General features: G+C 73.4%; 20 protein-coding genes. 6 read left to right on the plus strand and 14 right to left on the minus strand.

Going from position 1 to position 25,780, the window contains the following annotated elements:
- Positions 1–127 precede the first annotated feature (127 nt).
- Entirely contained in the window at positions 128–3,781 is a 3,654-nt protein-coding gene (locus ACZ64A_RS09900) for a S8 family serine peptidase (protein WP_469809417.1), read from the plus strand.
- Positions 3,782–4,060: 279 nt separating this feature from the next.
- On the opposite strand, the gene ACZ64A_RS09905 is transcribed toward ACZ64A_RS09900, so the two are convergent.
- The 3 genes from ACZ64A_RS09905 to ACZ64A_RS09915 are packed head-to-tail and all read right to left on the minus strand — an operon-like array spanning position 4,061 to position 7,700.
- Positions 4,061–5,560 carry a carboxyl transferase domain-containing protein gene (locus tag ACZ64A_RS09905; protein ID WP_469809419.1) on the minus strand — a complete coding sequence of 500 codons (1,500 nt, stop codon included), beginning with the start codon at positions 5,558–5,560 and terminating at the stop codon, positions 4,061–4,063.
- On the minus strand, positions 5,553–7,001 hold the full coding sequence (locus ACZ64A_RS09910; RefSeq protein ID WP_469809420.1) for an acyl-CoA synthetase: 1,449 nt from the start codon (positions 6,999–7,001) through the stop codon (positions 5,553–5,555). Before ACZ64A_RS09910 ends, ACZ64A_RS09905 begins: the two co-directional genes overlap by 8 nt.
- A 54-nt stretch (positions 7,002–7,055) precedes the next feature.
- Positions 7,056–7,700, minus strand: a complete 645-nt coding sequence (locus ACZ64A_RS09915) for a hypothetical protein (protein ID WP_469809421.1) — start codon at positions 7,698–7,700, stop codon at positions 7,056–7,058.
- A gap of 101 nt (positions 7,701–7,801) precedes the next feature.
- On the opposite strand from ACZ64A_RS09915, the gene ACZ64A_RS09920 reads away from it, so the two are divergent.
- Together ACZ64A_RS09920 and ACZ64A_RS09925 are read left to right on the plus strand one after the other, a co-directional pair.
- Positions 7,802–8,575, plus strand: coding sequence for an IclR family transcriptional regulator (locus ACZ64A_RS09920; protein ID WP_469809422.1), 774 nt, complete (start codon positions 7,802–7,804; stop codon positions 8,573–8,575).
- On the plus strand, positions 8,572–9,423 hold the full coding sequence (locus ACZ64A_RS09925; RefSeq protein ID WP_469809423.1) for an SMP-30/gluconolactonase/LRE family protein: 852 nt from the start codon (positions 8,572–8,574) through the stop codon (positions 9,421–9,423). The genes ACZ64A_RS09920 and ACZ64A_RS09925 overlap by 4 nt, the downstream gene beginning before the upstream one ends.
- Positions 9,424–9,626: 203 nt before the next feature.
- On the opposite strand, the gene ACZ64A_RS09930 is transcribed toward ACZ64A_RS09925, so the two are convergent.
- The 6 genes from ACZ64A_RS09930 to ACZ64A_RS09955 all read right to left on the minus strand — a co-directional run bounded on the left by ACZ64A_RS09930 (position 9,627) and on the right by ACZ64A_RS09955 (position 16,120).
- Positions 9,627–11,042 carry an FAD-dependent monooxygenase gene (locus ACZ64A_RS09930; RefSeq protein ID WP_469809424.1) on the minus strand — a complete coding sequence of 472 codons (1,416 nt, stop codon included), beginning with the start codon at positions 11,040–11,042 and terminating at the stop codon, positions 9,627–9,629.
- A gap of 28 nt (positions 11,043–11,070) precedes the next feature.
- On the minus strand, positions 11,071–12,249 hold the full coding sequence (locus tag ACZ64A_RS09935) for an MAB_1171c family putative transporter (protein ID WP_469809425.1): 1,179 nt from the start codon (positions 12,247–12,249) through the stop codon (positions 11,071–11,073).
- Complete coding sequence (locus ACZ64A_RS09940) at positions 12,246–13,634, minus strand: MAB_1171c family putative transporter (RefSeq protein WP_469809426.1); 1,389 nt, start codon at positions 13,632–13,634, stop codon at positions 12,246–12,248. Before ACZ64A_RS09940 ends, ACZ64A_RS09935 begins: the two co-directional genes overlap by 4 nt.
- Positions 13,631–14,137 (minus strand): toxin, encoded by a 507-nt coding sequence (locus ACZ64A_RS09945; protein ID WP_469809428.1) that lies wholly within the window; start codon positions 14,135–14,137, stop codon positions 13,631–13,633. Before ACZ64A_RS09945 ends, ACZ64A_RS09940 begins: the two co-directional genes overlap by 4 nt.
- A gap of 118 nt (positions 14,138–14,255) precedes the next feature.
- Positions 14,256–15,551 carry an MAB_1171c family putative transporter gene (locus ACZ64A_RS09950; RefSeq protein ID WP_469809429.1) on the minus strand — a complete coding sequence of 432 codons (1,296 nt, stop codon included), beginning with the start codon at positions 15,549–15,551 and terminating at the stop codon, positions 14,256–14,258.
- Entirely contained in the window at positions 15,548–16,120 is a 573-nt protein-coding gene (locus ACZ64A_RS09955; RefSeq protein WP_469809430.1) for a toxin-antitoxin system, toxin component family protein, read from the minus strand. The genes ACZ64A_RS09950 and ACZ64A_RS09955 overlap by 4 nt, the downstream gene beginning before the upstream one ends.
- A gap of 379 nt (positions 16,121–16,499) precedes the next feature.
- Here ACZ64A_RS09955 and arfA point away from each other — a divergent pair, with 379 nt between their 5' ends.
- Together arfA and ACZ64A_RS09965 are read left to right on the plus strand one after the other, a co-directional pair.
- A complete protein-coding gene (gene arfA / locus ACZ64A_RS09960; RefSeq protein ID WP_469809432.1) occupies positions 16,500–18,014 on the plus strand; it encodes an arabinosylfuranosidase ArfA in 1,515 nt (504 codons plus the stop codon).
- A gap of 11 nt (positions 18,015–18,025) precedes the next feature.
- Positions 18,026–18,487: an RrF2 family transcriptional regulator gene (locus tag ACZ64A_RS09965; protein WP_469809433.1), complete on the plus strand. Its 462-nt coding sequence runs from the start codon at positions 18,026–18,028 to the stop codon at positions 18,485–18,487.
- A gap of 43 nt (positions 18,488–18,530) precedes the next feature.
- On the opposite strand, the gene ACZ64A_RS09970 is transcribed toward ACZ64A_RS09965, so the two are convergent.
- On the minus strand, positions 18,531–19,211 hold the full coding sequence (locus ACZ64A_RS09970; RefSeq protein ID WP_469809434.1) for a hypothetical protein: 681 nt from the start codon (positions 19,209–19,211) through the stop codon (positions 18,531–18,533).
- 174 nt (positions 19,212–19,385) lie between these two features.
- Between ACZ64A_RS09970 and ACZ64A_RS09975 the strand changes: the two genes are divergently transcribed.
- Positions 19,386–20,036 (plus strand): DUF4360 domain-containing protein, encoded by a 651-nt coding sequence (locus ACZ64A_RS09975; protein ID WP_469809436.1) that lies wholly within the window; start codon positions 19,386–19,388, stop codon positions 20,034–20,036.
- Positions 20,037–20,094: 58 nt separating this feature from the next.
- Here ACZ64A_RS09975 and ACZ64A_RS09980 read toward each other — a convergent pair whose 3' ends face one another.
- From ACZ64A_RS09980 to mmsA, 4 genes are all read right to left on the minus strand, one after another.
- Positions 20,095–21,642 carry a pyridoxal phosphate-dependent aminotransferase gene (locus tag ACZ64A_RS09980; RefSeq protein ID WP_469809437.1) on the minus strand — a complete coding sequence of 516 codons (1,548 nt, stop codon included), beginning with the start codon at positions 21,640–21,642 and terminating at the stop codon, positions 20,095–20,097.
- 105 nt (positions 21,643–21,747) lie between these two features.
- A complete protein-coding gene (locus tag ACZ64A_RS09985) occupies positions 21,748–22,911 on the minus strand; it encodes an aldose epimerase family protein (RefSeq protein WP_469809438.1) in 1,164 nt (387 codons plus the stop codon).
- Positions 22,912–22,975: 64 nt separating this feature from the next.
- The gene (gene mmsB, locus ACZ64A_RS09990) at positions 22,976–24,223 is read right to left on the minus strand and encodes a multiple monosaccharide ABC transporter permease (protein ID WP_469809440.1); all 1,248 of its coding nucleotides are present in this window, start codon (positions 24,221–24,223) and stop codon (positions 22,976–22,978) included.
- Entirely contained in the window at positions 24,220–25,779 is a 1,560-nt protein-coding gene (gene mmsA, locus ACZ64A_RS09995; protein ID WP_469809441.1) for a multiple monosaccharide ABC transporter ATP-binding protein, read from the minus strand. Before mmsA ends, mmsB begins: the two co-directional genes overlap by 4 nt.
- Position 25,780: the final 1 nt, after the last annotated feature.

The following is a 25,780-nucleotide window of genomic DNA, read 5'->3' on the forward strand; positions in this document are numbered from 1 at the left end:
GGTTCCGCCGTCGGCCACCGGACGCCTGGCGGAAACCCGCCAGGGCGCCTTTCCGCCGCCTCCCGTCAACTCCCGCTTCCCGCACGCCCCGTGACACTCGTCGGACACACGACGAAATGAGGCGTGGATGAGCAGAGGACCAGTCGGACGCGGGGCGAGTCTCCTGTCGGCCGGGCTCGTGATCGCCCTGCTGCCGGCCGGCGCGGGCGCGGCGGCCGGCAACACCACGGCCGCCGCCGCACCCACGGCGAGCACGGCACCCACGGCGAGCGCCGCGCGGTCCGTGGACGCGGCCCGTACCGTCACCCTCGTCACCGGAGACCGGGTGACCGTCACCGACCTGGGCGGCGGCAAGCGGACGGTCACCGTCCAGCGGCCCCGGGGCGCGAGCGGCGCCGTGCGCACGCAGAGCGCGAACGGCGAGATCAGCGTCGTACCGGACGAGGCGCTGCCGTATCTGCGGGCGGGCACCCTCGACCGGCGGCTGTTCGACGTCGGCGCCCTGATCCGGCAGGGGCTCACGGACGACAAGGCCGGCGCGCTGCCGCTGATCGTCACCTACGGCAAGGGTGTGCGGGCGGCGCTGCCGCGGGGCGCCGAGCGGGTACGGGCGCTGCCCAGCGTGCGCGGGGACGCCGTGCGGGCCCCCAAGGGACGCGCGTTCTGGCAGGCGGTCACCCGGCAGGGCGGTGTGCAGAAGGTGTGGCTCGACGCACGGGTCACGGCCGACATGGCCGAAAGCAACGCCCGGATCGGCACGCCGCAGGCATGGGAGGCGGGGCTGACCGGCAAGGGCGTCACCGTCGCCGTTCTCGACACCGGCGTCGACGTCACCCACCCCGACCTCGCGGGCCGGGTCACCGCCACGAAAAGCTTCATCGAGGGCGAGGAGGTCGCCGACCGCAACGGCCACGGCACCCACGTCACCTCCACGGTCGGCGGCAGCGGCGCCGCCTCCGGCGGCCGGGAGAAGGGCGTCGCGCCCGACGCCGCGCTCGCCGTCGGCAAGGTGCTCGGCGACCAGGGCTCGGGCAGCGAGTCACAGATCATCGCCGGCATGGAGTGGGCCGCGAAGGACGTCCACGCCAAAATCATCTCCATGAGCCTGGGCTCCACCGAGCCGAGCGACGGCACCGATCCCATGGCCCAGGCCGTGAACACCCTCACCCGCGAGACCGGCGCCCTGTTCGTGATCGCCGCGGGCAACACCGGCGCGCCCTCCTCCATCGGCTCGCCCGGCGCCGCCGACGCCGCGCTCACCGTCGGCGCCGTCGACTCCGCCGACCATGCCGCCTACTTCACCAGCGCCGGGCCCCGCTACGGCGACAACGCCCTCAAACCGGACGTCTCCGCCCCGGGCGTCGACATCCTCGCCGCCCGCTCTCAGCTCACCGCGGGCAGCGGGCCGTACACCTCGATGAGCGGTACGTCGATGGCGACCCCGCACGTCGCGGGCGTCGCCGCGCTGCTCGCCCAGCTCCACCCGGACTGGACCGGCGCGCGGCTCAAGGACGCGCTGATGTCCACCTCGAAGCAACTGGACGCCTCCGCCTACGAGCTGGGCAGCGGCCGGGTCAGCGTGCCCGACGCGATCGGCGCGGCCGTCACCGCCACCGGCAGCGCCGACCTCGGCTTCTTCGGCTGGCCGTACGAGGCGGACAAGCCGGTGACCCGCACGCTGACCTACAGCAACTCCGATGACGTACCGGCGGAGTTGACACTTTCGGTCACGGGTGCGCCGGACGGTGTCGTCACGCTCGCCGACACCGCCCTCACCGTCCCGGCGCACGGCACCGCCTCCACCACCGTCACCGGTGACGGCACCAAGGCTTCCGTCGGCGACACCAGCGGGCAGATCGTCGCCACCGACGCCTCCGGCACGCCCGTGGCGCACACCGTGTTCGGGCTGGTCAAGGAGGAGGAGCGGTACACGCTCACCGTGCACGTCAAGGACCGCGACGGCACACCCGCGGCCGCGGACCTCGCCGTGCAGCACCTCGCGGCCGGCGTGGACCCCTTCCCCGCGCAGGTCGGCGACTCCGGCACCCTGAAGCTGCGGCTGAAGCCGGGGACGTACAGCCTGACCTCCTTCCTCGACGTGCGCGGCAGCCACGGCGCCGACTCCCTCGGCCTCGGCTTCCTCGCCGCCCCCGAGGTCACCCTGGACCGCGACCGCGAGGTCACCCTGGACGGACGCGCGCTGCGGGAGGTGCGGGCCGACGCCGGCCGGCGCACCGAGACCCGCCAGCTGCTCATGGAGTACGACCGTGCCGCGGGCGGCTCCGATCTGTTCGGTGCGGTCCAGGTGCCGGTGAAGTACGACAGCGTGTTCGCGGCGCCCACCCGGAAGGTCACACAGGGCACCTTCGAGTACCGGACCGTGTGGCGGCTCGGCAAGCCGCTCATCGAGGTGCGCGGGGTCGGCGAGGCCGTCGCGCAGCCCGGCGGGGCGCTGACCGACGGGCGGCTGCGGCTGCCGCTGGCCGACGTCGGCGACGGTCCCCTGACCGGCGTCGCGGGCAAGGCGGTCCTCGTCCGGTTCGCCGACGGCACCGACCCGGTGGCCCTCGCACAGGCGGCGCAGGACGCGGGCGTGAAGGCCCTGTTCGTCACGGACGCCGCCCCCGGCCGCCTGAACGCCTGGTGGGGCGCGGACGACGGCGGCGACCGGCCCTTCCCGATCGCCACGCTGAACACCGCCGACGCCCAGCGGCTGCGGGGAGCGGGACGGGTGGACCTCACCGTCACGCGCGACACGCCCTACCTGTACGACCTGTCCGAGGGGCACCCCGGCGCGATCCCGGACCGGGACCTCACCTATGCGCCCGGTACCCGGCAACTCGCCGCGCTCGGAGTGAAGTTCCACGCGGCGAAGCCCGTCTCCGGCGGCGAGTTCCGGTACTCGATCACCGGTACCTTCCCCCTCGGCATCGGCTTCCAGGAGCGCGCCGACTTCCCGGCCGAGCGCACCGACTACGTCTCCACCGGCCCCGGCCAGCTGTGGCACGAGTCGGTGACGACCGCCGACGGCGCGCTGGAGGAGCGCAGCGGGCTCGTCGCCTACCGGGGCGGCACCCGGCCCGTGCTGAACTGGTTCCGGCCGGTGTGGCACCCCTGGCTCGGCACCGGGCTCGGCTGGGGACAGCAGCGCACCGGCAACCAGCTGCGGTTCAACACGCCCGGCTGGGGCGACTCCGGGCCCGACCACACCGGTTTCGGCGACGTGTGGAGCGAGGACAGCGGCATGAGCCAGACCACGTCCGTCTACCTCGACGGGACGCTGGTCGACACCGGCCGCAGCTCCGCCGCGTACGTGTGGCAGGCCCCCGCCGACGAGCACGCGTACACCGTCGTCACCGAGACGGCGCTGGACGCCGCCCGCTGGGGCAGGGCCACCCGGGGCCGCTCCGAATGGACCTTCCGCTCGGCCGAGACCCCCGAGGACCGGCAGACCTTCCTGCCGCTGATCAACCTCGCCTACGACATCGACACCGACCTCGCCGGCGACGTCCGGGGCGGCAGCCGTGTCCCGGTGGGCCTGAGCGCCTCCCATGTCGAGGGCGCGCCCGGCACCGGCACGCTCGGCGACGGCCGGCTCGAGGTGTCGTACGACGACGGCAAGACCTGGCGTGCGGTGCGCCTCGACGGCTCCGGCGCGTCCTGGCACGGCACGCTCACCGTGCCGCGCGGCGCCGCGTCAGTCTCCCTGCGGGCTTTCGCCCGTGACGACCACGGCGGTTCGGTGCGCCAGGAGATCCTGGCGGCGGTGGGTGTGAAGTAGCCCGCTTTCGGATACACGGACGGCGGCGCCGCCTCCCTGGGACGGGGAGACGGCGCCGCTGTTGCTGCTGCGGGCCTTCGCCCTCAGACCAGCCAGCCGATGAAGTGGAAGAGGCCGGCGAGGACGTCGGTGAGCAGGTTCATGATCGTGCTTCTCCTTGCGGTGGTGCTGTGATGTGGGACCTGTGCGTCGACTACGGTCTGCAGCCCGTCGCTCGCACACCGTAAGTATCGCGGACCTCATCCGTCGCAGTCGCTCTCACGAGTGACGATCACCTGTTCAAGGGAACAACTGATCGCCTGTTCGGATCACACCCAGGTCCGCCAAGTCCTGCGGCCGGAGGTGGAGTTGGTCCGCCGTCGCCTCGATCTGCTCCGGCGGGCGCTTCAGGATGGCCGCCGCGAGCTCCGGCGCGATGACGGAGAAGTAACTGTCCTCGGTGGCCCAGGTGTTGCCCGGCGCCGCGAGCGCCAGCGCCCCGCCGGAGCCGCCCTCGCCGATCACCAGCGTCGTCACCGGCGTCCGCGCCGACGCGACCGCCGCGAACACCTCCGCGATGGCCGGCCCCGCGCCCTGCCGCTCGGCCTCCGCGTCGTTGGCCGCGCCCGGCGTGTCCACCAGCGTCAGCACGGGGATGCCGAGCCGGTCCGCGAGCCGGATGAGCCGGGCCGCGGTGCGGTATCCGGCCGGCCGGGTCGCCGTGCCCGTCTGGGCGGCATAGGCGACCGTCCGCCCGTCGCGCTCACCGAACCCGCAGAGCATGCCCTGCGGGTCCCGGCCGCCGCAGCGGTCGCCGGAGATCTCGGCACGCCGCGTGAAATAGGCGTCCAGGTACTGCCGTGCGCGCGGGCGCCGGGGGTCCCGGGCCCGCTGGACGGCGTCCCAGCCGGAGACCGGAAGCTCCCGCGCCCCTAGGGGGTGTCTCGCCGATGACGCCGGGCTCGCGGCGTCTGGTGCCGCACCTCGCCGCGTTGTCGTCACTCCCCGATGCTCCGCATCGACTCCCTCCTCCGCCTTGCGATGCACGGCACCAGACGCCGCTCCCTGATCCGGCGTCATCGACGAGACACCCCCGAGCGCCTGCGGCACCGGCGCCGGCGCCCCGGACGGCCGGGTCAGCAGCCGCAGCCATAGCCCCAGCACCGCGCGCAGCTCACCCGGCTCCACCACCGCGTCCGCCGACCCGGCCGCCACCTGTGCCTCGGCCGTGTACGCGGCCGGGTCGGCGTCCGGCGGCCGTACCCGGGAGCCCGCGAAGCCGACCTGGGCTCCCGGCAGCGCGAGGACGACGTCGGCGCCCGCCCCGAGGGTCGCCCAGCCGCCGCCCGTCGTCGGGTCCCGCAGGACCGCTATCTGCGCCAGCCCCGCCTGACTCGTCAGCGCCGACTGCCGGGCCACCCGCTGGAGCTGGGTCAGCGCGAGCATGCCCTCCTGCATCCGGCTGCCGCCGGTGGCGACCAGCGGTACGACCGGCAGCCGGTGGGCGCGGGCATGGGTGTACGCCTGCTCCAGCCGGTCACCGGTGCCTTCGCCGAGGGAGCCGCCGAGGAAGCCGAACTCGAAGGAGATCAGCACCGCCCGGGTGCCCTCGACGGTGCCGGTGCCGCAGACGACGGACTCCTGCTCGCCGGTGCGCGCGGCGGCGCGGGCGCGGGCGTCGCCGTAACCCTGCCAGCCGAGCGGGCCGTCGGGGCCCGAGCGCCGCTCCGGGGCGGGCAGTTCGGTGAAGTCGTCGGTGACCAGGGCGAGGGCCGCCCGGGCGGACGCGCGCTCAGCCATGGGTCAGCGCCCGCTTCATGATCTTGCCCATCTCGTTGCGGGGGAGGGCGTCGACACAGCGGACCGTACGGGGCCGCTTGTGCGGGGCGAGCCGGTCGGCGACATGGCCGGCCAGCTCCTCGGCGGACGGCGGCGACGCGGGGTCCGCCGGGACGATCCACGCCACCACCCGCTCGCCCAGATCCGGATCCGGCTCCCCGGTGACGGCGGCCTCCCGCACGCCCGGGTGCTCCAGGAGCGCGTTCTCGATCTCCCCGGCGCCGATCTTGTACCCGCCGCTCTTGATGAGGTCGGTGGCCTTGCGCCCGACGATCCGCACATAGCCGTCCGCCTCGCGCACCGCCATGTCCCCGGTGCGGAACCAGCCGTCGTCGGTGAACGCGGCGGCGGTGGCGTCGGGCCGGTTCAGATACGCGGTGAACAGGTTCGGGCCGCGCACCTGGATCTCGCCGATGGTCTCGCCGTCGTACTCCGGCACCGGCGAGCCGTCCTCCTGCACCAGCCGCAGCTCCACGCCCGGCAGCGGCACGCCGACCGTCCCGGCCCGCGGCTCCCCGTCGGCGCGGACGCTGGTGTTCATCAGCGTCTCCGTCATGCCGTAGCGTTCGACCACCCGCCGCCCCGTCGCCGCCGCGATCCGCTCGTGGTCGTGCACCGGCAGCGCGGCCGACCCCGACACCAGCAGCCGGGCCCCGGCCAGCGCCTTCGCCAGCTCCGGGTCGCCGGGCAGGGTCTCGGCGATGCGGTGGTACATGGTCGGCACACCGAAGAGCATGGTGGCGCCCGAGCCCAGCTCCGCGGCCACGCCCTCGGTGCTGAACCTGCCGAGGTGGCGCACCGAGCCGCCGCGGCGCAGCGGGCCGAGGACGCCCAGCACCAGTCCGTGCACATGGAACAGCGGCAGTCCGTGCACCAGCACGTCCGCGCCGGTCCACTGCCAGGCGTCGGCGAGCGCGTCCAGGGTCGCGGCGATCGCCCGGCGGGGGATGACGGCGCCCTTGGGCGGGCCGGTGGTGCCGGAGGTGTAGACGACGAGCGCGGGGTCCGTCTCGCCGTACCCGCGGTCGTCGGGGACGGGCCCGGCGGCGCGCACGTCGACGTCGACGCGCTCGTATCCGTCCAGGGCGGCCGGGAGGTCGTCGCCGGGGGCGGCGAGTACGAGCGCGGGTGCGCTGTCGGTCAGGATGTGCCGCAGCTCCTTCTCGCCGGACTTCGGGTTGAGGGGGACGGCCGCGGCGCCGGCGAGGAGGATGCCGACGACGCCCACGGCGGTCTCCGGGGCGGGGGTCGCCCAGACGGCGACGCGGCCCCGGCCCCGCACCCGGTCCGCGACGGCGCCGGCCGCGGCGGCGAGTTCCGCGTAGGTCAGCCGGCGGTCGCCGAAGCGGAGGGCTTCCTGTCCGCCCGGGTCGTCGGTGAGGGCTGGGAAGAGGGAGGGCACGGGGGCTCCTTCGGTCGGGGGCGCCGTCCCCTTCCTACCCCATGGAGGTTGCCGTCACCTCGGCTGTGAGACGACCGCCGTGCGTTGCAGCAGCCCCCAGGTGAACTCGGCGACCACCTCGTGGCGTGCTCCCGTCGCGTCCGGGGCGGTGAAGGCCAGGCCCCAGCGGGTGGGGGCCGTGCCCTCCAGGGGGCGGGCGGGGGCGAAGGCGCGGGCCGCCTCGTCGACCGTGCAGGACCAGGGGGTCAGGTCCTCCAGAGTGCGCAGGCCGGGGCCGGGGGCGTCCGGGGCGCGCACCAGCCACTCGTTCCAGACCGCGCCGCGCCCACCCACGAGCACCTCGAAGCGCAGATCGGGCCAGAGGGGGAGCGACCACTGCCAGACGGCGCACTCCAGGTCGCCGATCGTGCGCTTGCCCTCGGACTCCGGGGGGCCGAGGACCGAGCGGTACCGGGAGGCCGCCGCGCGGGCGCGGGGCGAGCGGACCATCGCCTGCCAGCGCTTGTTGGCCTCCCGCATCTCGGCGAGGGAGACGCCCAGGGTGCGGCGGGCGTCGTCCACCAGCTCCGGGTTGTGGTCGGCCATGCGGCGCAGCAGGACCAGCTGGAAGTCACGGCGGGCGAAGGGGGCGGCGGGGCGCGGAGAGGAGGGCGGCACGCTCCCATGGTCGCCCGGCGCACCCGCGGCCGTCCGGACCATTGCCCGCGCCGACCGGATATGACTAGCCTGTGTTCGTCATGCCGACCGCCTGTTGAAATATCGAACGCAGGCTTTCAGACCACCAAGGGAGGGGGCCGGTCGTGGGACGCCTCGTACCTGCCGTGACCAGGGCTCTCGACATTCTGGAGCTCTTCCTCGACGGGGACGGCACGCTCTCCGCCCCCGACATCGTGCGCAAGCTGCAGCTGCCGCGCACCACCGTGCACGAGCTGGTCACCACGCTCGCCGCCCGCCAGTACCTGGTCACCGTCCCCGGCCAGCCCGGACGCTACCGGCTGGGTGTACGCCCCTACCAGCTCGGCAGCCGCTACGCCGAGCAGCTGGACCTCGCCGCCGAAGGGCAGCAGGTGGCCCGCGCCGTCGCCGAGACCTGCGACGAGACCGTGCACGTGGCGATCCTGGAGGGCACCGACGTCATCTACATCGCCAAGGTGGACTCCACCCACGCGGTGCGGATGGTGTCCGCGGCCGGCCGCCGGCTGCCCGCGCACTGCACCTCCGTGGGCAAGATGCTGCTGGCCTCCCTCCCGGAGCAGGAGCTCGCCGCCCGCGTCCCGGACGACGCCCAGCTGGCCGCGATGACCCCGAACAGCATCACCGATCCGGCCGTGCTGCGCGAGGCCCTCGCGGAGATCCGCGCGCGCGGCATCGCGGTGGAGTCCCGCGAGTCCAACCCGGACGTCTCCTGTGTCGCCGCGCCCGTGCGCGACCGCACCGGGCAGGTCGTGGCCGCGCTGTCCATCTCCGTGCCGATGATCCGCTGGAGCGAGGAGCGCCGGGCGGAGCTGGAACAGCTCGCCGCCAAGGGAGCCGCCGAGCTGTCGGAGAACCTCGGCCACCGGAGCGCGGTGTGAGCGGGCCCGCGTACGAGGTCGCGGTCCGGGCCCAGGCGACCCTCGGCGAGGGGCCGACCTGGGACGCGGCCGCCGGCCGGCTGATCTGGCTGGACATCCTCGGCTGCCGCGTCCACACCTACGACCCCGCCACCGGCCGCCGCACGGTCCGCACCACCGAGCAGCACGTCGGCGCGGCCAAGCCCCGTGCCGGCGGCGGCCTGGTGCTGAACCTGCGCGACGGCGTCGGCCTGCTCGACCCCGACGGCACCTTCCGCTGGCTGCGCCACGAGCCGGTGCCGGGCCGCCGCGCCAACGACGCCGCCGTGGCACCCGACGGCGCGCTGTGGGCGGGCACCATGCGCTACGACGAGGCGACCGGCGGCGGCACCCTGACCCGGCTCACCGGCGACGGCTCGGCCGAGGTGGTCCTCGACGACGTCGCGGTGAGCAACGGCACCGGCTGGAGCCCGGACGGCCGCCTGATGTACTACATCGACTCACCCACCCGCCGCGTCGACGTCTTCTCCTGCGCCGGGGGCCGGGTGACGGACCGGCGCCCCTTCGCCGAGATCGAGGAGGGCGCCGGCTTCCCCGACGGCCTCACGGTCGACGCCGACGGCTGTGTGTGGGTGGCGCTGTGGGACGGCGCGGCGGTGCGCCGCTACACGCCCGACGGCCGACTGGACCGGACGATCGCGCTGCCCACGCCCAGGGTCACCGCCTGCGCCTTCGGCGGCGCGGACCTGACCGACCTGTACGTCACGACGGCCCGCGTCGGCCTGAACGCCCCGCACCCGGCGGCCGGTTGCCTGCTGGTCGTCCCGGGCGCGGGCCAGGGCCTGCCGCAGCCGGCGTTCGCGGGGTGAATGCGGGGACTGCCGCGGTGGGGGCCGCGGGGTGAATGCGGGGACTGCCGCGGTGGGGGCCGCGGGGTGAACCCGGGGGCTGTCGCGGGGTGCACCCCGAGGGCTGCCGCGGCGTGAGCGCGGGCCTGCTGCGGCCGCCGTCCCCGGGGCGACCCCGGGACGCCCTGGCCGCCCGTGCGACCGATCGCGGCGGGACCGGGATCTCAGGCGCCCCCCGGCTCCGCCCGCCCCGTGCGGTCCAGTTCCGTGAGGATCTTGCGTTCCGCCGGGGTCAGGGGCGGTCCCGACAGGGCCGGGAGCAGGGGGCCCGTCACGGCGGCCAGGACCGCGTCGGGGCGCAGCAGGCGGGTCGGGCCCGTGCGCAGGCTCGTCACGTCCCACAGCACCCGCGCCGCCTCGTAGGACGAGGCCGCCGCGCCCGTCAGACGGCGGGAGTAGCGGGTGACGAGGCGGTCGGCGACGCCGGGCCGCCCGCCGCGTACGTCAGGGAACCAGATGTCCTGGCCGACCGCCGACGCCCACGCCGCCTCCACCGCCCGGGCCGCCCCGCGCTGCACCCGGCGCGCCAGCCCGGGCGCGGCCGGGCCGCCGCGCGCCAGCTCCCGGCGCAGCCCCGCGGCGCCCAGCGCGGCCACCGACATGCCCTGCCCGTAGGCCGGGTTGAACGTCGCCACCGCGTCCCCGAGCACCACGAGACCCTCCGGCCACTCCCGTACTCGCTCCAGATAGCGGCGGGAGTTCTTGGTGCTGCGGCTGACGTGCACGTCGCCCAGCGGCTCGGCGCCGGAGATGAGCCGGCCGACGATCGGGTGCGGCAGGTCCAGCGTGTACCGCAGGAAGCCCTCCGGGTCCGCCGGCGGCTCGGCGCCGCGGGTGCCGGCCAGGCTGACCATCCAGCGGCCGCCCTCGATGGGCAGCACCATGCCGCTGCGGCCCGGCCGGGACACGTACGGGTTGGCCTGCACGACGGCCAGCGGGAAGTCCTCGGCGCCCGCGGGCGTGCGGTACACGCGCGTGGCGTTGACGAGCCCGGCGTCCACGGTCCTCTCCCGTATCCCGGACACCCCGAGCCGCTCAAGCCACTCGACGACCCGCGAGCCGCGCCCGGCCGCCTCGACCACCAGGTCCCCGCCGAACTCCTGCTGCCCACCGGCCGTTTCGACCCGTACCCCGCTCACCCGGCTCCGGGAACCGGCGAGTTCCAGCGCCCGCCCCCGCTCGATCCGGACCCCGGTGTGCTCCAGCACCAGGTCCCGCACCACCCAGTCCAGCAGCGCCCGGCTGCAGGTGATCATGCGGGGCCCGCCGTCGCGCCAGCGCCGCAGCCAGCCCTCGGGGGTGAGCGCCAGCATGCCGGAGCCGAGCGGCACCTCGCGCGCACCGGCCGCGAGCAGCGCCTGACGCACACTCACCCCCGGTATGAGCTCCTCCATCGCGGCCAGGCCCCCCGGCATCAGCAGATGGGCGTGCCGGCCCTGCGGGAGCCCCTTGCGGTGGTCGGGGCCGCCGGGCAGGCCGTCCCGCTCCACCACGACCACCTCGTCCACGGTGGCCGACAGCGCCGCCGCGGCCAGCATCCCGGCGAGGCCGGCTCCGATGACGACAGCTCTGTGCGGCATGGGGCTCCTTGGGTCGGCGAACGGGAGTTCAGCGGGGGGAGGCGGCCCTTACCGTACCCGCGTGTCCGCCCGCGTCGAGAGGGGAACGGGCCAGCGCACGGGCCAGTTCCACCAGACCGCTGGTGCCGGGGACCTCCGTGGCGTGCAGCCGGTAGGGGCTCGGCGCGTCCAGCGGCGGCTCCTGCGCGGCGGCCCGCCGGGTGGCGGCGGCCAGCATGGCGGCCTCCGCCTCGATCCGGGCCCGGTGCGCGGAGCGGCCGGCCCGCAGCGCCTCGTCCAGGGCGCGCAGACGGACCCGTTCGTCGAAGTACGGGGCCAGCGCGAGCAGCGCGTCGTGGATGGACACCTCGCGCCAGCGCAGCCGTTCCTGCGGCAGCCACCACCAGCTGGCCTCCGGCTTCGGTGCGGTGGAGGCGAAGCGCACCGCGGACCACAGCGGGCGCAGCGTGCGGTTCTCGCCGTAGCCGCGCCACTGCGCCACGAGCGCCGGCAGCAGCCTCGGCAGCACGAACCCGGCGGAGCAGACGAGAGCGCCGAGGGAGGCCATGGGCGGGGCGACCGTCGTGGACAGGAAGTCCAGGTCGTGACCCGACCAACGGGCCGCCACGGCGGCGTACTTGGCGGCCTGGAAGCCCAGCAGGTCCACCAGGGCACCGGTCAGGATCAGGCGCAGCCCGGCGCGCAGCAGGCCGGTGACCTCGCGGCCCCACTTCACGCACACCGCGCACATCGCGAGCATGGCCGCGCTGTGCCCCAGCAGGTACAGCAGGATCATCTCGCGCAGGCCGGGCGTGGTGGCGTAGTAGGTGTCGAGGTCGGTGAGCCGCTCGGTGCGGGCGTCCGCGAGGGCGAACAGCACGACGATGGCGACGATCACCGCGCCGTAGGCGGCGACGCAGCGCAGCACCAGCCGCCGCACGTGCTCCCGGGAGCCGCCGCGCCAGTTGATCAGCAGGATCAGCAGGGAGCAGCTGTACGCGGAGAGCATGCCGTAGGTGAGCGGGGCGCCGAAGTTGGGGACGCCGGTCAGGTCGTTGACGGCGGCGAGGGTGAGCGGGGCGGCGCACACGAACACGAGCGAGCCGAGGACGATCGCGACGCACGTGGACACCGTCAGCGGGTCGCGCACGGCGGTGCGGGGCCTGCGGAAGAGCAGCACGGAGGACAGCGCGAACACACAGGCGGCCAGATACACGACGAGGCTCATCGCGCACGCACCCCGTCCACACCTCGCGCCGGCCCGCGCACCCCGGCGAGCGCGTCCGCGATCCGGGCCAGGTCGTCGGGGCCACCCGGGGGAAGGACCACCGGCTCACCGGCCACCGCGACGAGCGGGGGAGCGGGGTCGGCCGCCGCCGCGAGCCGTACGGCACCGGGGCCGGCCGGTGCGGTCAGCCGTACGGCGGCCGGGTCCGCCGGTGCCGTGAGCCGTACGGCGGCCGGGTCGGCCGGTGCGGTCGGCCGTACGCGGTCCGGGGCCGTGTGGGGCGCCGGTGCCGTGGGCCCGGCGGGTGGGCCGTCGGGCGGCAGCGCGTGCGGGTCCGGGGACGACGGTGTCCCGGTCCGGTCCTCCCGGTCCCGTTCCGCCGCCGCGGCGATCACCGTCGCCCAGGCCGTCGCCGCCGCGCCGGCCGGGTCGCCGGTGGCCTCGAGCGCGGCCTCGTGGGTGCGGGCGTACAGGAGCGGGTCGTAGGCGCTGTCCAGGTGGCCGAGTGCGTTGTGGATGCTGGTCTGGCGCCATATCAGGCGGGTGGGCGGGGTGGCCCAGCGCGGCCGGGGCAGGCGCAGGGCGCGGCGGGTGAGGACGTCGTCCAGCTCCCGTTCCAGCGGCGCCAGCCGTACATACGCCTCCCGGGCCCGGTGCCACTCCGCGAGCCGGGGCCCGGCCAGCGGTACGAGGATGCCGACGGAGGTGAGCAGGGCGCCGAGTCCGGCCGCGGCCGGTGAGACGGCGGTGTCCAGCGGCGACCAGTCGTGTCCCGTCCAGCGGGCGCCCACGGCGACGAGCTTGGACGCGCTGTAGCCGGCGCCGGACAGCGTGCCCACGCCCAGCACGAGCAGCCCCGCGCGCAGCCAGCCGGTCACCCGGCGGGCCCAGGAGAGCGCGGAGACCAGGGTGACGGTGGCGGCGACGAGGTGCGCCACCAGGTACAGCACGATCATCTCGGCGATGAACGGCGTCGTCGCGTAATAGGTGTCCAGGTCCGTACGGCGCTCCACGGGAGCGTCACCCAGCGCGAACGCCGTACCGATGCCGAGGGCCACTCCCGCGTACGCGGTGATCCACCGGCGCGCGGTACGCCGTACGCCGGGACCGCCCCGCCAGCGCACGATCAGCACCTGAGAGGCGGCGCCGTACGCGGTGATCGCCGCGTAGGTCAGCGGCGCGGCGAGGTTGGCGACGCCGCTGAGGCGGTTGACCGCGCCGATGGTGGGGGGCGCGCCGAGGAAGAAGCACAGGCCGGCCAGGCCCAGCACCGCGCAGATGGCCCGCAGATAGGGGTCGTGCCGGTGCCGTACCAGGTCGGGTGCCTTGACGGCGAGTCCGAGCCACAGCACACCGCAGCTGAGGTAGTTCGTCAGACCGTTCATCCCCGTGTCCCGCGGTAGTTGAGCGCGGCCCCGATGCGGCCCGCGAGATCCTGGGGACCGCCGGTGTCGGCGCCGCCCGCGGCGAGCACCGAGTCGGGGGGTGCCTCGAGCCAGGCCCGCAGCCGGCGGCCCATCAGCATGCCGAAACGGTCCGCCTCCTGTTCCTCGGCGAGACTGAAGTCGGTGCGCGCGGCGACCGGCCGCGGCAGCTCACCGAGGTCCGCGGGCTCGTCGTCCCGCCGGTTCATGTGCCACACCTCGTGGCAGAGGATCACGATCTGGTGCCACACCGCGGCCCGCCGGTCGACGACCACGATGTCCTGCCCCTCGCGCTCCAGCCACAGCCCGCTCGCCGTGTGCGGCGGGAAGACCTCACGGTGGACGGTGACCTCCCGGCCCCGCCAGGCGCTCACGGAGTCGACGAGTGCGGCGAACAGCGTCTCGGGGTCCGTGGGCAGGGGCACCTGCATGGGGTCGATGAGGGCGTCGGCGAGCCGACGCATCTCCTTGCTCGTACGCCACCTACGCACTGTTCTCGGCACCGTCCCGGTGTGCTCGTGCGGTCATCGTGCACCTTGCCAGCCCCCGTCGTGCACTATGCCAACCCCCGCGCCCCCTCAGCTACCTCGTGCCCTGCGCGGAACCGAGGACGGCGGCGCGGGCCCGCACCTCCTCGACCGCGTCCCGGCGGCGCAGCGCACGCGAGACGGCGCCGATCTCCCGCAGCAGCCGCGCGGTGTCCACGCCGTCGGTCGCCTCTTCTGCCCCTGCGGGCGCCTTCGCGTCCCCGGCAGCCGCCCTCGCGTGCCCTTCGGCCGCCGCTGTGTCCCCGCCGGTGCCGCGCCGTGTCCCGACGGCGTCCACGAGCGTCACCGCGGCGGCGAGTGCCCGGGCCGCCTCCGGTGGGTGCCCGAGGGCGGCGGCGGCGTCCTCGGCGCGGCGCCGCAGGTCCTCGTCGAGGTGGCGGGCCAGCGGCAGCAGGACGTCGCGGATGTACGTCTCGCGCCGGATCAGCCGCAGTTCGGGCGTGGCGCGCAGCACGCGGGGCACGCCACGGCCGTGAGCGGAGCGCAGCAGCTGGTACAGCGGGGCGAGTTCACGGTGGGCGAGCCGCATCCGCCAGCGGTCCTGCAGATACTGGCCGATGTGCGGCAGGATGAAGCCGACGGCGATGAGCACGGCGGACAGCCCGGCGACCGGCGGTGCCGCGTTGGTGGAGAGCCAGTCCAGGTCGTGCCCGGTCCACCGGGCGGCGACGGCGGTGAGTTTCGCGGCGTCGAAGACGAGGTTCAAGGCGTAGCCGCCGCCGAGCAGGACCAGCCCCCAGCGCAGCCAGCCGTCGAGGCCGTCGGTGCGCACCCAGTTCCAGATCAGCCGTGAGGTGATCAGCACGGCCACGCAGTGCGCGAGGAGGTAGAGCAGGATCTCCTCGCGCATGAACGGGGTGGTGGCGTAGTAGGTGTCGAGGTCCCGCAGCCGCTCCTCGGTCACGTCGGCCAGGGCGAACAGCACCCACAGGGCGACGATGACCGCGCCGTAGGAGGTGACGACCAGGCGCCGGGCGCGGCGGGTGGTCGGCGAGTGCTCGGACGGACCGTTGCGCCAGGCGATGATCAGCAGCAGACAGGACCCGCAGAAGGCGGTGAGCAGCGAGTACACCAGGGGCGCTGCGATGTTGGGCACGCCGGTGACCCGGTTGGTCCAGGCGATGGTGGGCGGCGCGACGAACACGAACACCGAGCAGGCCAGCAGGAGCAGTCCGCCGACCGCGCGCAGCAGCGGGTCCTTCCACAGCCGCACGATGGTGGGCAGTTTGACGGCCAGCGCGGAGGCCAGCACCAGCGTCGGTATCCACCAGAACGAGGTGTAGAAGTCGGTCACGAACGCCGACGGGGTGAGCGCCAGCCGTACCGTCACCGTGGGTTCCGTCCGCGCCCGTGGTAGCCGAGGGAGCGCTGCAGCGGGCCGGCCGGGCGCCCGTCGGCGGCGCCGGTGACCAGGTCCCGGCACAGCGCGGCGAGCCGGTGCCCGAAGTCGTCGGCCTCCGCCTCGTCGCGCGAGCGGGAGCCGCCCCGTGCGGCGGCGCCGAGCGCGAGGTCCGGCCAGCCGGGCCGCCCGGCCAGCGCGCGGGCCGCGGCCGGGGTGACGACCTGGTGCCGGTGCCCGGCGTGCAGATGCCACAACTCGTGCCCGAGGACCACCAGTTGCTGCACCTCCTCGGCGCGTTCCTCGACGATGACCAGGTCGAAGTCCTGGAACTCCACCCACAGTCCGGTCACCCCGATGCCGTCCGGGAACCTCTCGAAGCGCAGGTCGACCGGCCGTCCGCCACGCCGCTGCGCCATCGCCGCGCACAGGGCCCGGCACAGGTGCCGCACATCGCGCGGGGGTTCGCCGGCCCGGCGTACGGCGGTGGTGAGGGAGGCGGCGAGGGCGCGCATCGACGAGCGGTTCCGCGAGCGCCGCGACAGCGCCGTGATGTACATCCCGCCTCCTTCCGCCGCCGCTTTCAGGGCTGTTCGAGCCTACGTGGCCGGGCGTGTCCGCGTCACGCGATCCACCGGCCAGGAGCGCGGGGCGCAGCGATCACATGCCGGCGATCCGGTCGAAGTCGTGCCGGACCCATTGACGTCCCGGCGCCGCGACCTTACGTTCCCGTTCGAAGTTACGAGCGTTATTCGATATATCGAACGAAGGCGCACCTGGCTGGCGAACGCCGCCTGAAGTCAGGTGGCCACGTGGCCTGTTCGACCGGCGGCGTCGGGCCGGCCCGAACCCCGGCAGGGACGCGGGGAACCGCGCGACCGGCCACGACGAACCGGTAGCCGCCCACGCGACACGACCACCCACGTCGAAAGGCGAACATTGCATCCCGCCCGATTCACTCTCGACCCCGCCTTCACCGTCGGCGAAGTGAACCCCCGTGTCTTCGGCTCCTTCGTCGAACACCTCGGCCGCTGCGTCTACACCGGCATCCACGAACCCGGCCACCCCACCGCGGATGCCGAAGGCCTGCGCACCGACGTCCTGGACCTCGTCCGCGAACTCGGCGTCACCGCCATCCGCTACCCCGGCGGCAACTTCGTCTCCGGCTACCGCTGGGAGGACTCCGTCGGCCCCGTCGAGGAACGCCCCCGCCGCCTCGACCTGGCCTGGCACTCGACGGAGACCAACCGCTTCGGCCTGTCCGAGTACATCGCCTTCCTGAAGAAGATCGGCCCCCGGGCCGAGCCGATGATGGCCGTCAACCTCGGCACCCGGGGCGTCGCCGAGGCCCTCCAGCTCCAGGAGTACGCCAACCACCCCTCCGGCACCGCGCTCAGCGACCTGCGCGCCGCCCACGGCGACAAGGAGCCCTACGGCATCAAGCTGTGGTGCCTCGGCAACGAGATGGACGGCCCCTGGCAGACCGGTCACAAGACCGCCGCCGAGTACGGCCGCCTCGCCGCCGAGACCGCCCGCGCGATGCGCCGGATGGACCCGTCCGTCGAACTCGTCGTCTGCGGCTCCTCCGGCCAGGCCATGCCCACCTTCGCCGCCTGGGAGGCGACGGTGCTCCAGGAGACGTACGACCTGGTGGACCACATCTCGCTGCACGCCTACTACGAGCCGGTCGACGGCGACGTCGACTCCTTCCTGGCCTCCGCGGTCGACATGGAGTCCTTCATCGAGAACGTCGTCGCCACGGCCGACCACGTCGGCGCGCGGCTCAAGTCCAAGAAGAAGATCAACCTGTCCTTCGACGAGTGGAACGTCTGGTACCTGACCCGCTGGGAGGAGCGGGCCAAGACCTTCGCACCGGACGAGTGGCCGGAGGCGCCGCGCCTGCTGGAGGACAGCTACAGCGTCACCGACGCCGTCGTCTTCGGCTCCCTGCTCATCGCCCTGCTCCGGCACGCGGACCGGGTGACCGTCGCCTGCCTCGCGCAGCTCGTCAACGTCATCGCCCCGATCATGACCGAGCCGGGCGGCCCGGCCTGGCGGCAGACGACGTTCTTCCCCTTCGCGCAGGCGTCGAAGTACGGCCGCGGGCAGGTGCTGGACGTCCGTGCCGACTCGCCGACGTACGAGACGAAGAAGTACGGCGAGACCGATCTGCTGCACGCCACCGCCGTGCGCGCCGAGGACGGCACGGTCACCGTCTTCGCGGTCAACCGCAGCCGCACCGAGCCGCTGCCCCTCCAGGTCGCGCTGAACGGCCTCGACCTCACCCGGGTCGTCGAACACAGCGCCCTCGCCGACGCCGACCCGCACGCCCGCAACACGCTCACCGAGCCCGAGCGGGTCGTCCCGCACCAGGTGGGCGGCGCGGCCCTGGCCGGCAACCGGCTGACGGCCGTACTGGAGCCGCTGTCGTGGAACGTGATCAGGCTGGCGTAGACAATGAAGGCATGAGGATCTCGGCGCGGGCGGACTACGCGGTGCGGGCGGTGCTGGAGCTGGCCGTACGGCAGGAGGGCGACGACCCGCTGAAGGCGGAGGCGATCGCCGCGGCCCAGGGCATCCCGCACAAGTTCCTCGAGGGGATCCTCGGCGACCTGCGCCGCGCCGGCATCGTGGACAGCCGGCGCGGCGGGGGCGGCGGCTACCGGCTGGCCCGGGAGGCGTCCGCGGTCACGGTGGCGGACGTCATCCGGGCCGTGGACGGCCCGATCGTCTCGGTCCGCGGCGAACGCCCCACGGGCCTGACCTACACCGGCAGCGCCGAGCCGCTGCTGCCGCTGTGGATCGCGCTGCGCGCCAACGTCCGCAGGATTTTGGAGGGCGTCACACTCGCCGACATCGCGGCCGACGCCCTCCCGGACCCGGTACGGCGGCTGGCTGCGGAACCGGCGGCGTGGGAGAACCCGTGAGCCCGGCAGCCGGGAAGTGGCCGCGAGCCCGGCGAGACAGACCCTAGCGCCGCCGGGCGTCCCGCAGGGCGCTCGTGAGTGCCTGGTCGCCCTGCCCCAGCAGGGCCTTCTCCAGGCTGTGGTCCTCGCGCCGGTCCAGCCGCTCCCCGTGCGCGAACCCGTCCGTGTCCACGACCTGCCCGCACCACTCCCCGCGCCCCACCACATGCCCGTCGTACGGCACGACGCCGCCCTCACCGAGTGCCACCCACCGCCCCTCGCGGTGGCGCAGGGCGAGGATGTAGGTGTGGCCGGGCACGACGCGGGGCGCCTCCCCGGTCAGCACGTCGACCCGGTCCCGGCTGCCGCGGGTGATCCTCCAGCCGGGCGCGACATAGTCGAAGGCCGCGCCGACCGCCGGGTGGGACCGCTCCCGTGACACGTACGGCACGGACTCGGCGCGTATCCGCACGGTCCGCTCCACGGCGTACCGATAGGGGCCCGGGGGCAGTTCCCGCCGGCCGCTCTCGCGTTCGCCGACGACCTGCCCGACGACCACGACGTCGGCGTACGTCACCCAGTCCCGCGCGGTCTCGGACGGATAGGGGTTGTCCGGATACCCGCACCCGTTGACGGTGTCGAGGCCGCGCCACCCGACGAGCACCCCGCCGACCACGCCCAGGGCGGCGAGGCCGGCGACGAGGGCACCTGTCACGGAGGAGGAGGGCAAGCGGGATCTGCGCATCCGATGATCTTGGAGCTCACCGCGGTCCCGGGCTGTGGTGGAAGCCATAACTCCGGTCACAGCCGTGTCACAGGAGGGCGTCACGAATGGCCGGAGGCCGCCTTCACGGGTCCCTCACACATCCATGACAGTCGGTGCGACACAGCCACCCCCCATACGACGGACGGAGAGACCATGACCGGTGGACTCCTCCTGAGCGGCGTCCTCGCCGCTCTGCTCGGCACCGCCTTGCCCGCAGCGCACCCGTCCTCCGGGTTCACCGACCCGCCCCCGGACAAGATCGTCATCAAGGTCGCCACGGTGAACGGCTCCGGCTGCCCCCAGGGCACCACCGCCGTCGCCGTCTCCGAGGACAACACGGCCTTCACCGTGACCTACAGCGACTACCTGGCCCAGGCGGGCGGCAACTCCGACCCGACCGCGTTCCGCAAGAACTGCCAGCTGAACCTCGTCGTGCACGTCCCGCAGGGCTTCACCTACGCCGTCGCCAGCGCCGACTACCGCGGCTTCGCCGCACTCCAGCAGGGCGCGAACGGCACGCAGAGAGCGTCGTACTACTTCCAGGGCTCACCCAGCACCGCCTCGCGCAACCACCCGCTGTCCGGCCCCTACAACGACAACTGGCAGGCCACCGACACCACGGACTGGGCCCAGCTGGTCTGGGCGCCTTGCGGTGTCCAGCGCAACTTCAACATCAACACGGAACTGCGCGTCAACGCCGGCACCTCGGCACTCGGCAAGGTCAGCTTCATGACGATGGACTCCACGGACGGAGACATCAGCACCGTCTACCACCTGGCCTGGAAGGAGTGCCCGGCCCGCTGAGGCCGAGGGGCGCCGCGGCCACCGTCACCCGCACGGTGGCCGCGGGGCCGGCCTGCGGTCAGCCCGCCCGTCCCATCCCCGCCGCGTTCGGCCAGCCCGCCGCCGGTGCCGCCGTCAGGCCGTCCGGCATGCCCGTCGTGCCGCGCACCTGGGCCGCCGTGAGGCCGCCCTGGGCCGGGACCCCAACGGTGGCCACCGCGGGAACCCCCACCGGGGCCGCCGCCGGCACTCCGACCGGCACGCCCGCCGCCGGCACACCCGCCGCCGGCACTCCGACCGGCACAGCCGCCGCCGGCACTCCGACCGGCACGCCCGCCGGGGGCAGCGGCTGGGGCCACGGCTGGGCCGGCGGGAGCGGCACGCCCGTGCCGTTGGTCTGCCCGGTCAGCGGCACCCCCGTGCCGTTGGTCTGCCCGACCAGCCGGTCCACCGCCGCCGTCCCCGAGCTGTAGCCGCCCCCGCTGAACGGCTGGGGCACGGCGGTGTCCCGCGCGGACGTCCCGAAGAGCACCTGTTCCAGGCCGGACACCAGGCGCCGCACGTCGACCTGGGGGCGCACCACGAGCCGCAGGAAGCGGCTGGAGGAACCGATCTTGTTGCCGCACTCGCGGACCAGGATCCGGTGCCCGGTGAGCAGCCGGTCGCGCACCACGGTGCCCTCGGCGCCCACGGGCAGCCGCACGAAGAGGAAGTTGGCCTGGGAGGGGTAGACCGTCAGGCCCGGCAGGGCCGACAGCGCGGCCGTCATCTCCAGGCGGTCACGGCGCACCTGCTGAAGGCTGCGGGCGTACTCCCGGCCGTGGTCCCGCAGCATGAACACCACGTGCTCGGCGAAGGAGTTGAGGTTCCACTTCGGCAGCATCGAGCGGACCCGGCCTGCCAGCGCCGGGTTGGCCACCAGATAGCCGAAGCGGACCCCGTGCAGGCCGAAGTTCTTGCCCAGGCTGCGCAGGACGATCACGTTCGGACGGAGCACGGCCTCCTGGACGACGGAGGGGTCCGCCTCCGCGTCCGCGAACTCCAGGAACGACTCGTCCACGACCACCAGGTCCAGGTCCGCCATCGCGTCGAGGAACGCCACCAGCGCCTGCTTGTGCTGGTAGCCGCCGTCGGGATTGTTCGGGTTGCAGACCACCGCCACCCGGGTGCCGCGGGCGCGGATGAAGTCGGCGTAGCGGGACAGGTCGAGGGCGAAGCCGTTCGCCTCCTGCAGCGGGAACATGTCGACCCGCTTACCGGTCTCCATCGGCTGGTCGGTCCAGCGGCCGAAGGTGGGCACGGGCACGGCGAGGGACTCGCGCACCAGCAGATGGTCGATCCAGGTGATCAGCTCCGTGGAGCCGTTGCCCATCGCCACGCAGCTCGGTGGCAGCCGCAGCAGCTCACACAGCTCGGCGGTGACCGTCTGCGCGCTGCTCGGGTAGTACGTGAGGATCTCCCGCAGCCGGCCCGCCAGCTCCTCGAACATCGCGGGGGTGGGGAAGTAGGGGTTGCAGGGGATGCAGAAGTCCAGCGGTCCCGCCCCGTCGCTCTCCCGCGTCAGCGCCGCCATCGAGGGACTGTGCGCGGCGTGCTCACGGAACAGCGAAGTGACGTTGTCTGCCAAGGGGACCTCCGTGTCCGAGGGCGGCCCGTGCCGGAGGAGCACGGGCCGCCCTTGTGTACGCAGTCCCGGGCGGCGGCGTTCAACTCGCCCGCGCCGGCGGCCACTTCACGCGGAGAAGCGGTGGACCGTCCGCGTGCGGTACGTCTCGCCCGGGCGCAGCACCGTCGACGGGAACGCCGGGTGGTTGGGGGAGTCCGGGAAGTGCTGTGTCTCCAGGCACAGCGCGTCGCCCTGCCGGTAGGTGCGCCCGGAGGTGCCGGTGAGGGTGCCGTCGAGGAAGTTGCCGGAGTAGAACTGCAGGCCCGGCTGGTCGGTGGATATCTTCAGGGTGCGGCCGGACGCGGGGTCGCGCAGCGTGGCGACGTGCTCCGGCTCGGCGGTGATCCCCTTGTCGAGGACCCAGTTGTGGTCGTAGCCCTTGGCGAGGATCTGCTGCGGATGACCGGCCCGCAGGTCCCGGCCGACGGGCTTGGCGCGGCGGAAGTCGAAGGGGGTGCCCGCGACCCTCGCCAGCTCGCCGGTGGGGATCAGGCCCGCGTCGGTGGGCGTGAAGCGCGAGGCGGCGATCCGCAGTTCGTGGTCCTCGATGCTGCCGCTGCCCTCGCCGGCCAGGTTCCAGTACACATGGCTGGTGAGATTGACGACGGTGGCCCGGTCGGTGGTGGCCGCGTAGTCGATGATCCAGTCGCCGCCCCGGGTGAGGGTGTACGTCACGGTCGCCTGCAGTGTGCCCGGGTAGCCCATCTCGCCGTCGGCGCTCGTGTAGTGCAGGCGCAGCCCGACGTCGGAGCCGGCGGTGAAGGGCTCCACGTCCCACACCCGCTTGTCGAAGCCCTTGGCGCCGCCGTGCAGGCTGTTCTCGCCGTCGTTCACGGACAGCTGGTGGCTCTTGCCGTCCAGGGTGAAGCGGCCCTTGGCGATGCGGTTGCCGTAGCGGCCGATCAGGGCGCCGAAGTACGGGCTGGACGCCACGTAGTCCTCGATCGTGTCGAAACCGAGGGAGACGTCGGCGTAGCGGCCGTGCCGGTCGGGGATCTCCAGCGACTGGACGACACCGCCGTAGGACAGGACCTTCAGACGGGTGCCGCCGTTCTCCAGCGACCAGCGGTGCACCTTCGTGCCGTCGGCGAGCGTGCCGAAGTACTCCTTGACCGGCCTGCGGCCGTGCCGGCCGGTGGCGGGGGCGGCCTCGGCCGGGGTGCCGAGGGCCGTCGCGGCGATGCCCGCCGCCGCTGCCGAGGCGATGACCGTGCGTCTGTTCAGTTCCATGGGTACGGCTCCTCACACGACGTCAAAGGGAGGGGCCCCGCCTGTGCGACGGGGCCCCGGTGACTCACGAACCGGACTTGCGCTTGTTCCACACGTCGAACCCGACCGCCGCCAGCAGGGCGAAGCCCTTGATGACCTGCTGCCAGTCGGTGCCGACGCTCAGGAGGTTCATGCCGTTGTTCAGCACACCGAGGACGAGACCGCCGATGATCGCGCCGAGGACGGTGCCGACACCGCCGCTCATGGACGCGCCGCCGATGAACGCCGAGGCGATCGCCTCGAGTTCGTAGTTCAGGCCCGCCTTCGGGGACGCCGCGTTCAGCCGGGCGGCGATCGCCAGCCCCGCCAGGGCCGCGAGCGCGCCCATGTTCAGGAAGACGAAGAAGGTGACCTTCTTGTCCTTCACACCGGACAGCTTCGCCGCGGGCAGGTTGCCGCCGATGGCGTAGATGTGCCGGCCGAACACCGCGTTGCGCATCACATAGCCGTAGCCGACGACCAGGACGCCCAGGATCAGCAGCACGATCGGCGCGCCCTTGTAGCTGGCGAGCAGCATCGTGACGACGAGGATCGCGGCGACGATGGCGACGAGCTTCAGCAGGAAGAGGTTGCGCGGCACGACGTCCAGCGAGAACTCCCGCTGCCGCCTGCGGTCCCGGACCTCCTGGACCACCGAGAAGACGATCAGTGCGAGGCCCAGCAGCAGCGTGATGTTGTGGTAGTTGGTGTGCGGACCGGCCTCCGGCAGGAAGCCGTTGCCGATCTTCTGCAGACCGTTCGGGAACGGACCGAGGGTCTGCCCCTGGAGCAGGATCTCCGTGAAGCCGCGGAAGATCAGCATGCCCGCGAGGGTGACGATGAACGACGGTATGCCGAGGTAGGCGATGAAGTAGCCCTGCACCGCTCCGGCGACCGCGCCCGCCAGCAGGCACAGCACCACCGCGACGGGCCACGCCACATGGTGTTCCACCGTCAGCACGGCCGCGAAGGCACCCACGAACGCGGTGACCGAGCCCACCGACAGGTCGATGTGACCGGCGATGATCACCAGCATCATGCCGATCGCGAGGACCAGCACATAGCTGTTCTGCAGGACCAGGTTGGAGACGTTGCGCGGCAGCAGCAGGTCGCCGTCGGTCCACACCGCGAAGACGGCGACGATCAGGCCGAGCGCGAGCAGCATGCCATACTGGCGCATGTTGCGGCGCAGGCCGCCCACTACCAGCTGCAGCAGGTTCTCGCCCGTCGCGCCCCGGCCCGGGCCGCCGCCCGGCGGGGCGGCCACCGGGCTCTTGGTCACTTCGGTGCTCATCGCGTCACCTCTTCGTTCTGGGTGTCCTTCGTCATCCGGCGCATCAGCACTTCCTGCGTGGCCTCGGCCCGCGGGACCTCGCCGGTGAGCCGCCCGGCGGCCATGGTGTAGATCCGGTCGCACATGCCGAGCAGCTCGGGCAGCTCGGAGGAGATGAAGACGACCGCCTTGCCCTGCGCGGCCAGCTGGTCGATGACCGTGTAGATCTCGTACTTGGCGCCCACGTCGATGCCGCGCGTGGGCTCGTCCAGGATCAGCACGTCCGGACCCGCGAAGATCCACTTGCTGAGGACGACCTTCTGCTGGTTGCCGCCGGACAGCTTGCCCACCGGTTCGAACACGGTCGGCGCCTTGATGTTCATGGATGTGCGGAAGCCCTCGGCGACCTGCCGCTCCCCGTGCTCGTCGACCACGCCCCGCCGGGCGACCTTCTTCAGCGCGGTCAGCGAGATGTTGCGGTTGATCGTGTCGATCAGGTTGAGGCCGTAGTGCTTGCGGTCCTCGGTGACGTACGCGATGCCGTGCGCGACCGCCTCGGCGACGGTCTTCGTCCGGATCTCCTTGCCGTCCTTCAGGACCGTGCCGCCGGCGTAGCGGCCGTAGGAGCGCCCGAAGACGCTCATCGCGAGTTCGGTGCGGCCCGCGCCCATCAGCCCGGCGATCCCGACGATCTCCCCTCGGCGGACCGTCAGCGACACGTCGTCGACGACCTTGCGCTGCTGGTCGATGGGGTGGTGCACGCTCCAGTTGCGGATCTCCAGCGCCGGTGCCGCGCCGGCCTGAGGCTCGTGCGGGGTGCGCTCGGGGAAGCGGTTGTCGAGGTCGCGGCCGACCATGCCGCTGATGATCCGGTCCTCGGTCGTCTCCGCGGCCTTCACGTCCAGCGTCTCGATGGAGCGTCCGTCGCGGATGATCGTGACCGAGTCGGCGACCTTGCGGATCTCGTTGAGCTTGTGCGAGATGATGATCGAGGTGATGCCCTGGTCCTTCAACTGCAGGATCAGGTCGAGCAGTTTGCCGCTGTCCTCGTCGTTGAGCGCCGCCGTCGGCTCGTCGAGGATGAGCAGCTTCACCTTCTTCGACAGCGCCTTGGCGATCTCCACCAGCTGCTGCTTGCCGACGCCGATGTCGGCGACGCGCGTCTCGGGGTGCTCGTCCAGACCGACCCGGCGCAGCAGCTCGGTGGCGTGCCTGAGGGTGTCGTTCCAGTTGATGAGGCCGCGCCGGGCGTGCTCGTTGCCGAGGAAGATGTTCTCGGCGATGGACAGATACGGCACCAGCGCCAGCTCCTGGTGGATGATGACGATGCCGTGCTGCTCGCTCGCCCGGATGTCCCTGAACCGGCAGACCTCCCCCTCGAAGAGGATGTCCCCCTCGTAACTGCCGTACGGGTGGACGCCGGAGAGCACCTTCATCAGGGTGGACTTCCCGGCGCCGTTCTCCCCGCAGATGGCGTGGACCTCGCCCTGGCGGACGGTCAGCGTGACGTCGGACAGCGCCTTGACACCGGGAAAGGTCTTGACGATCGAGCGCATTTCCAGGACGGGTCCCGCCATG

The organism is Streptomyces sp. NPDC104814 (assembly GCF_055583185.1).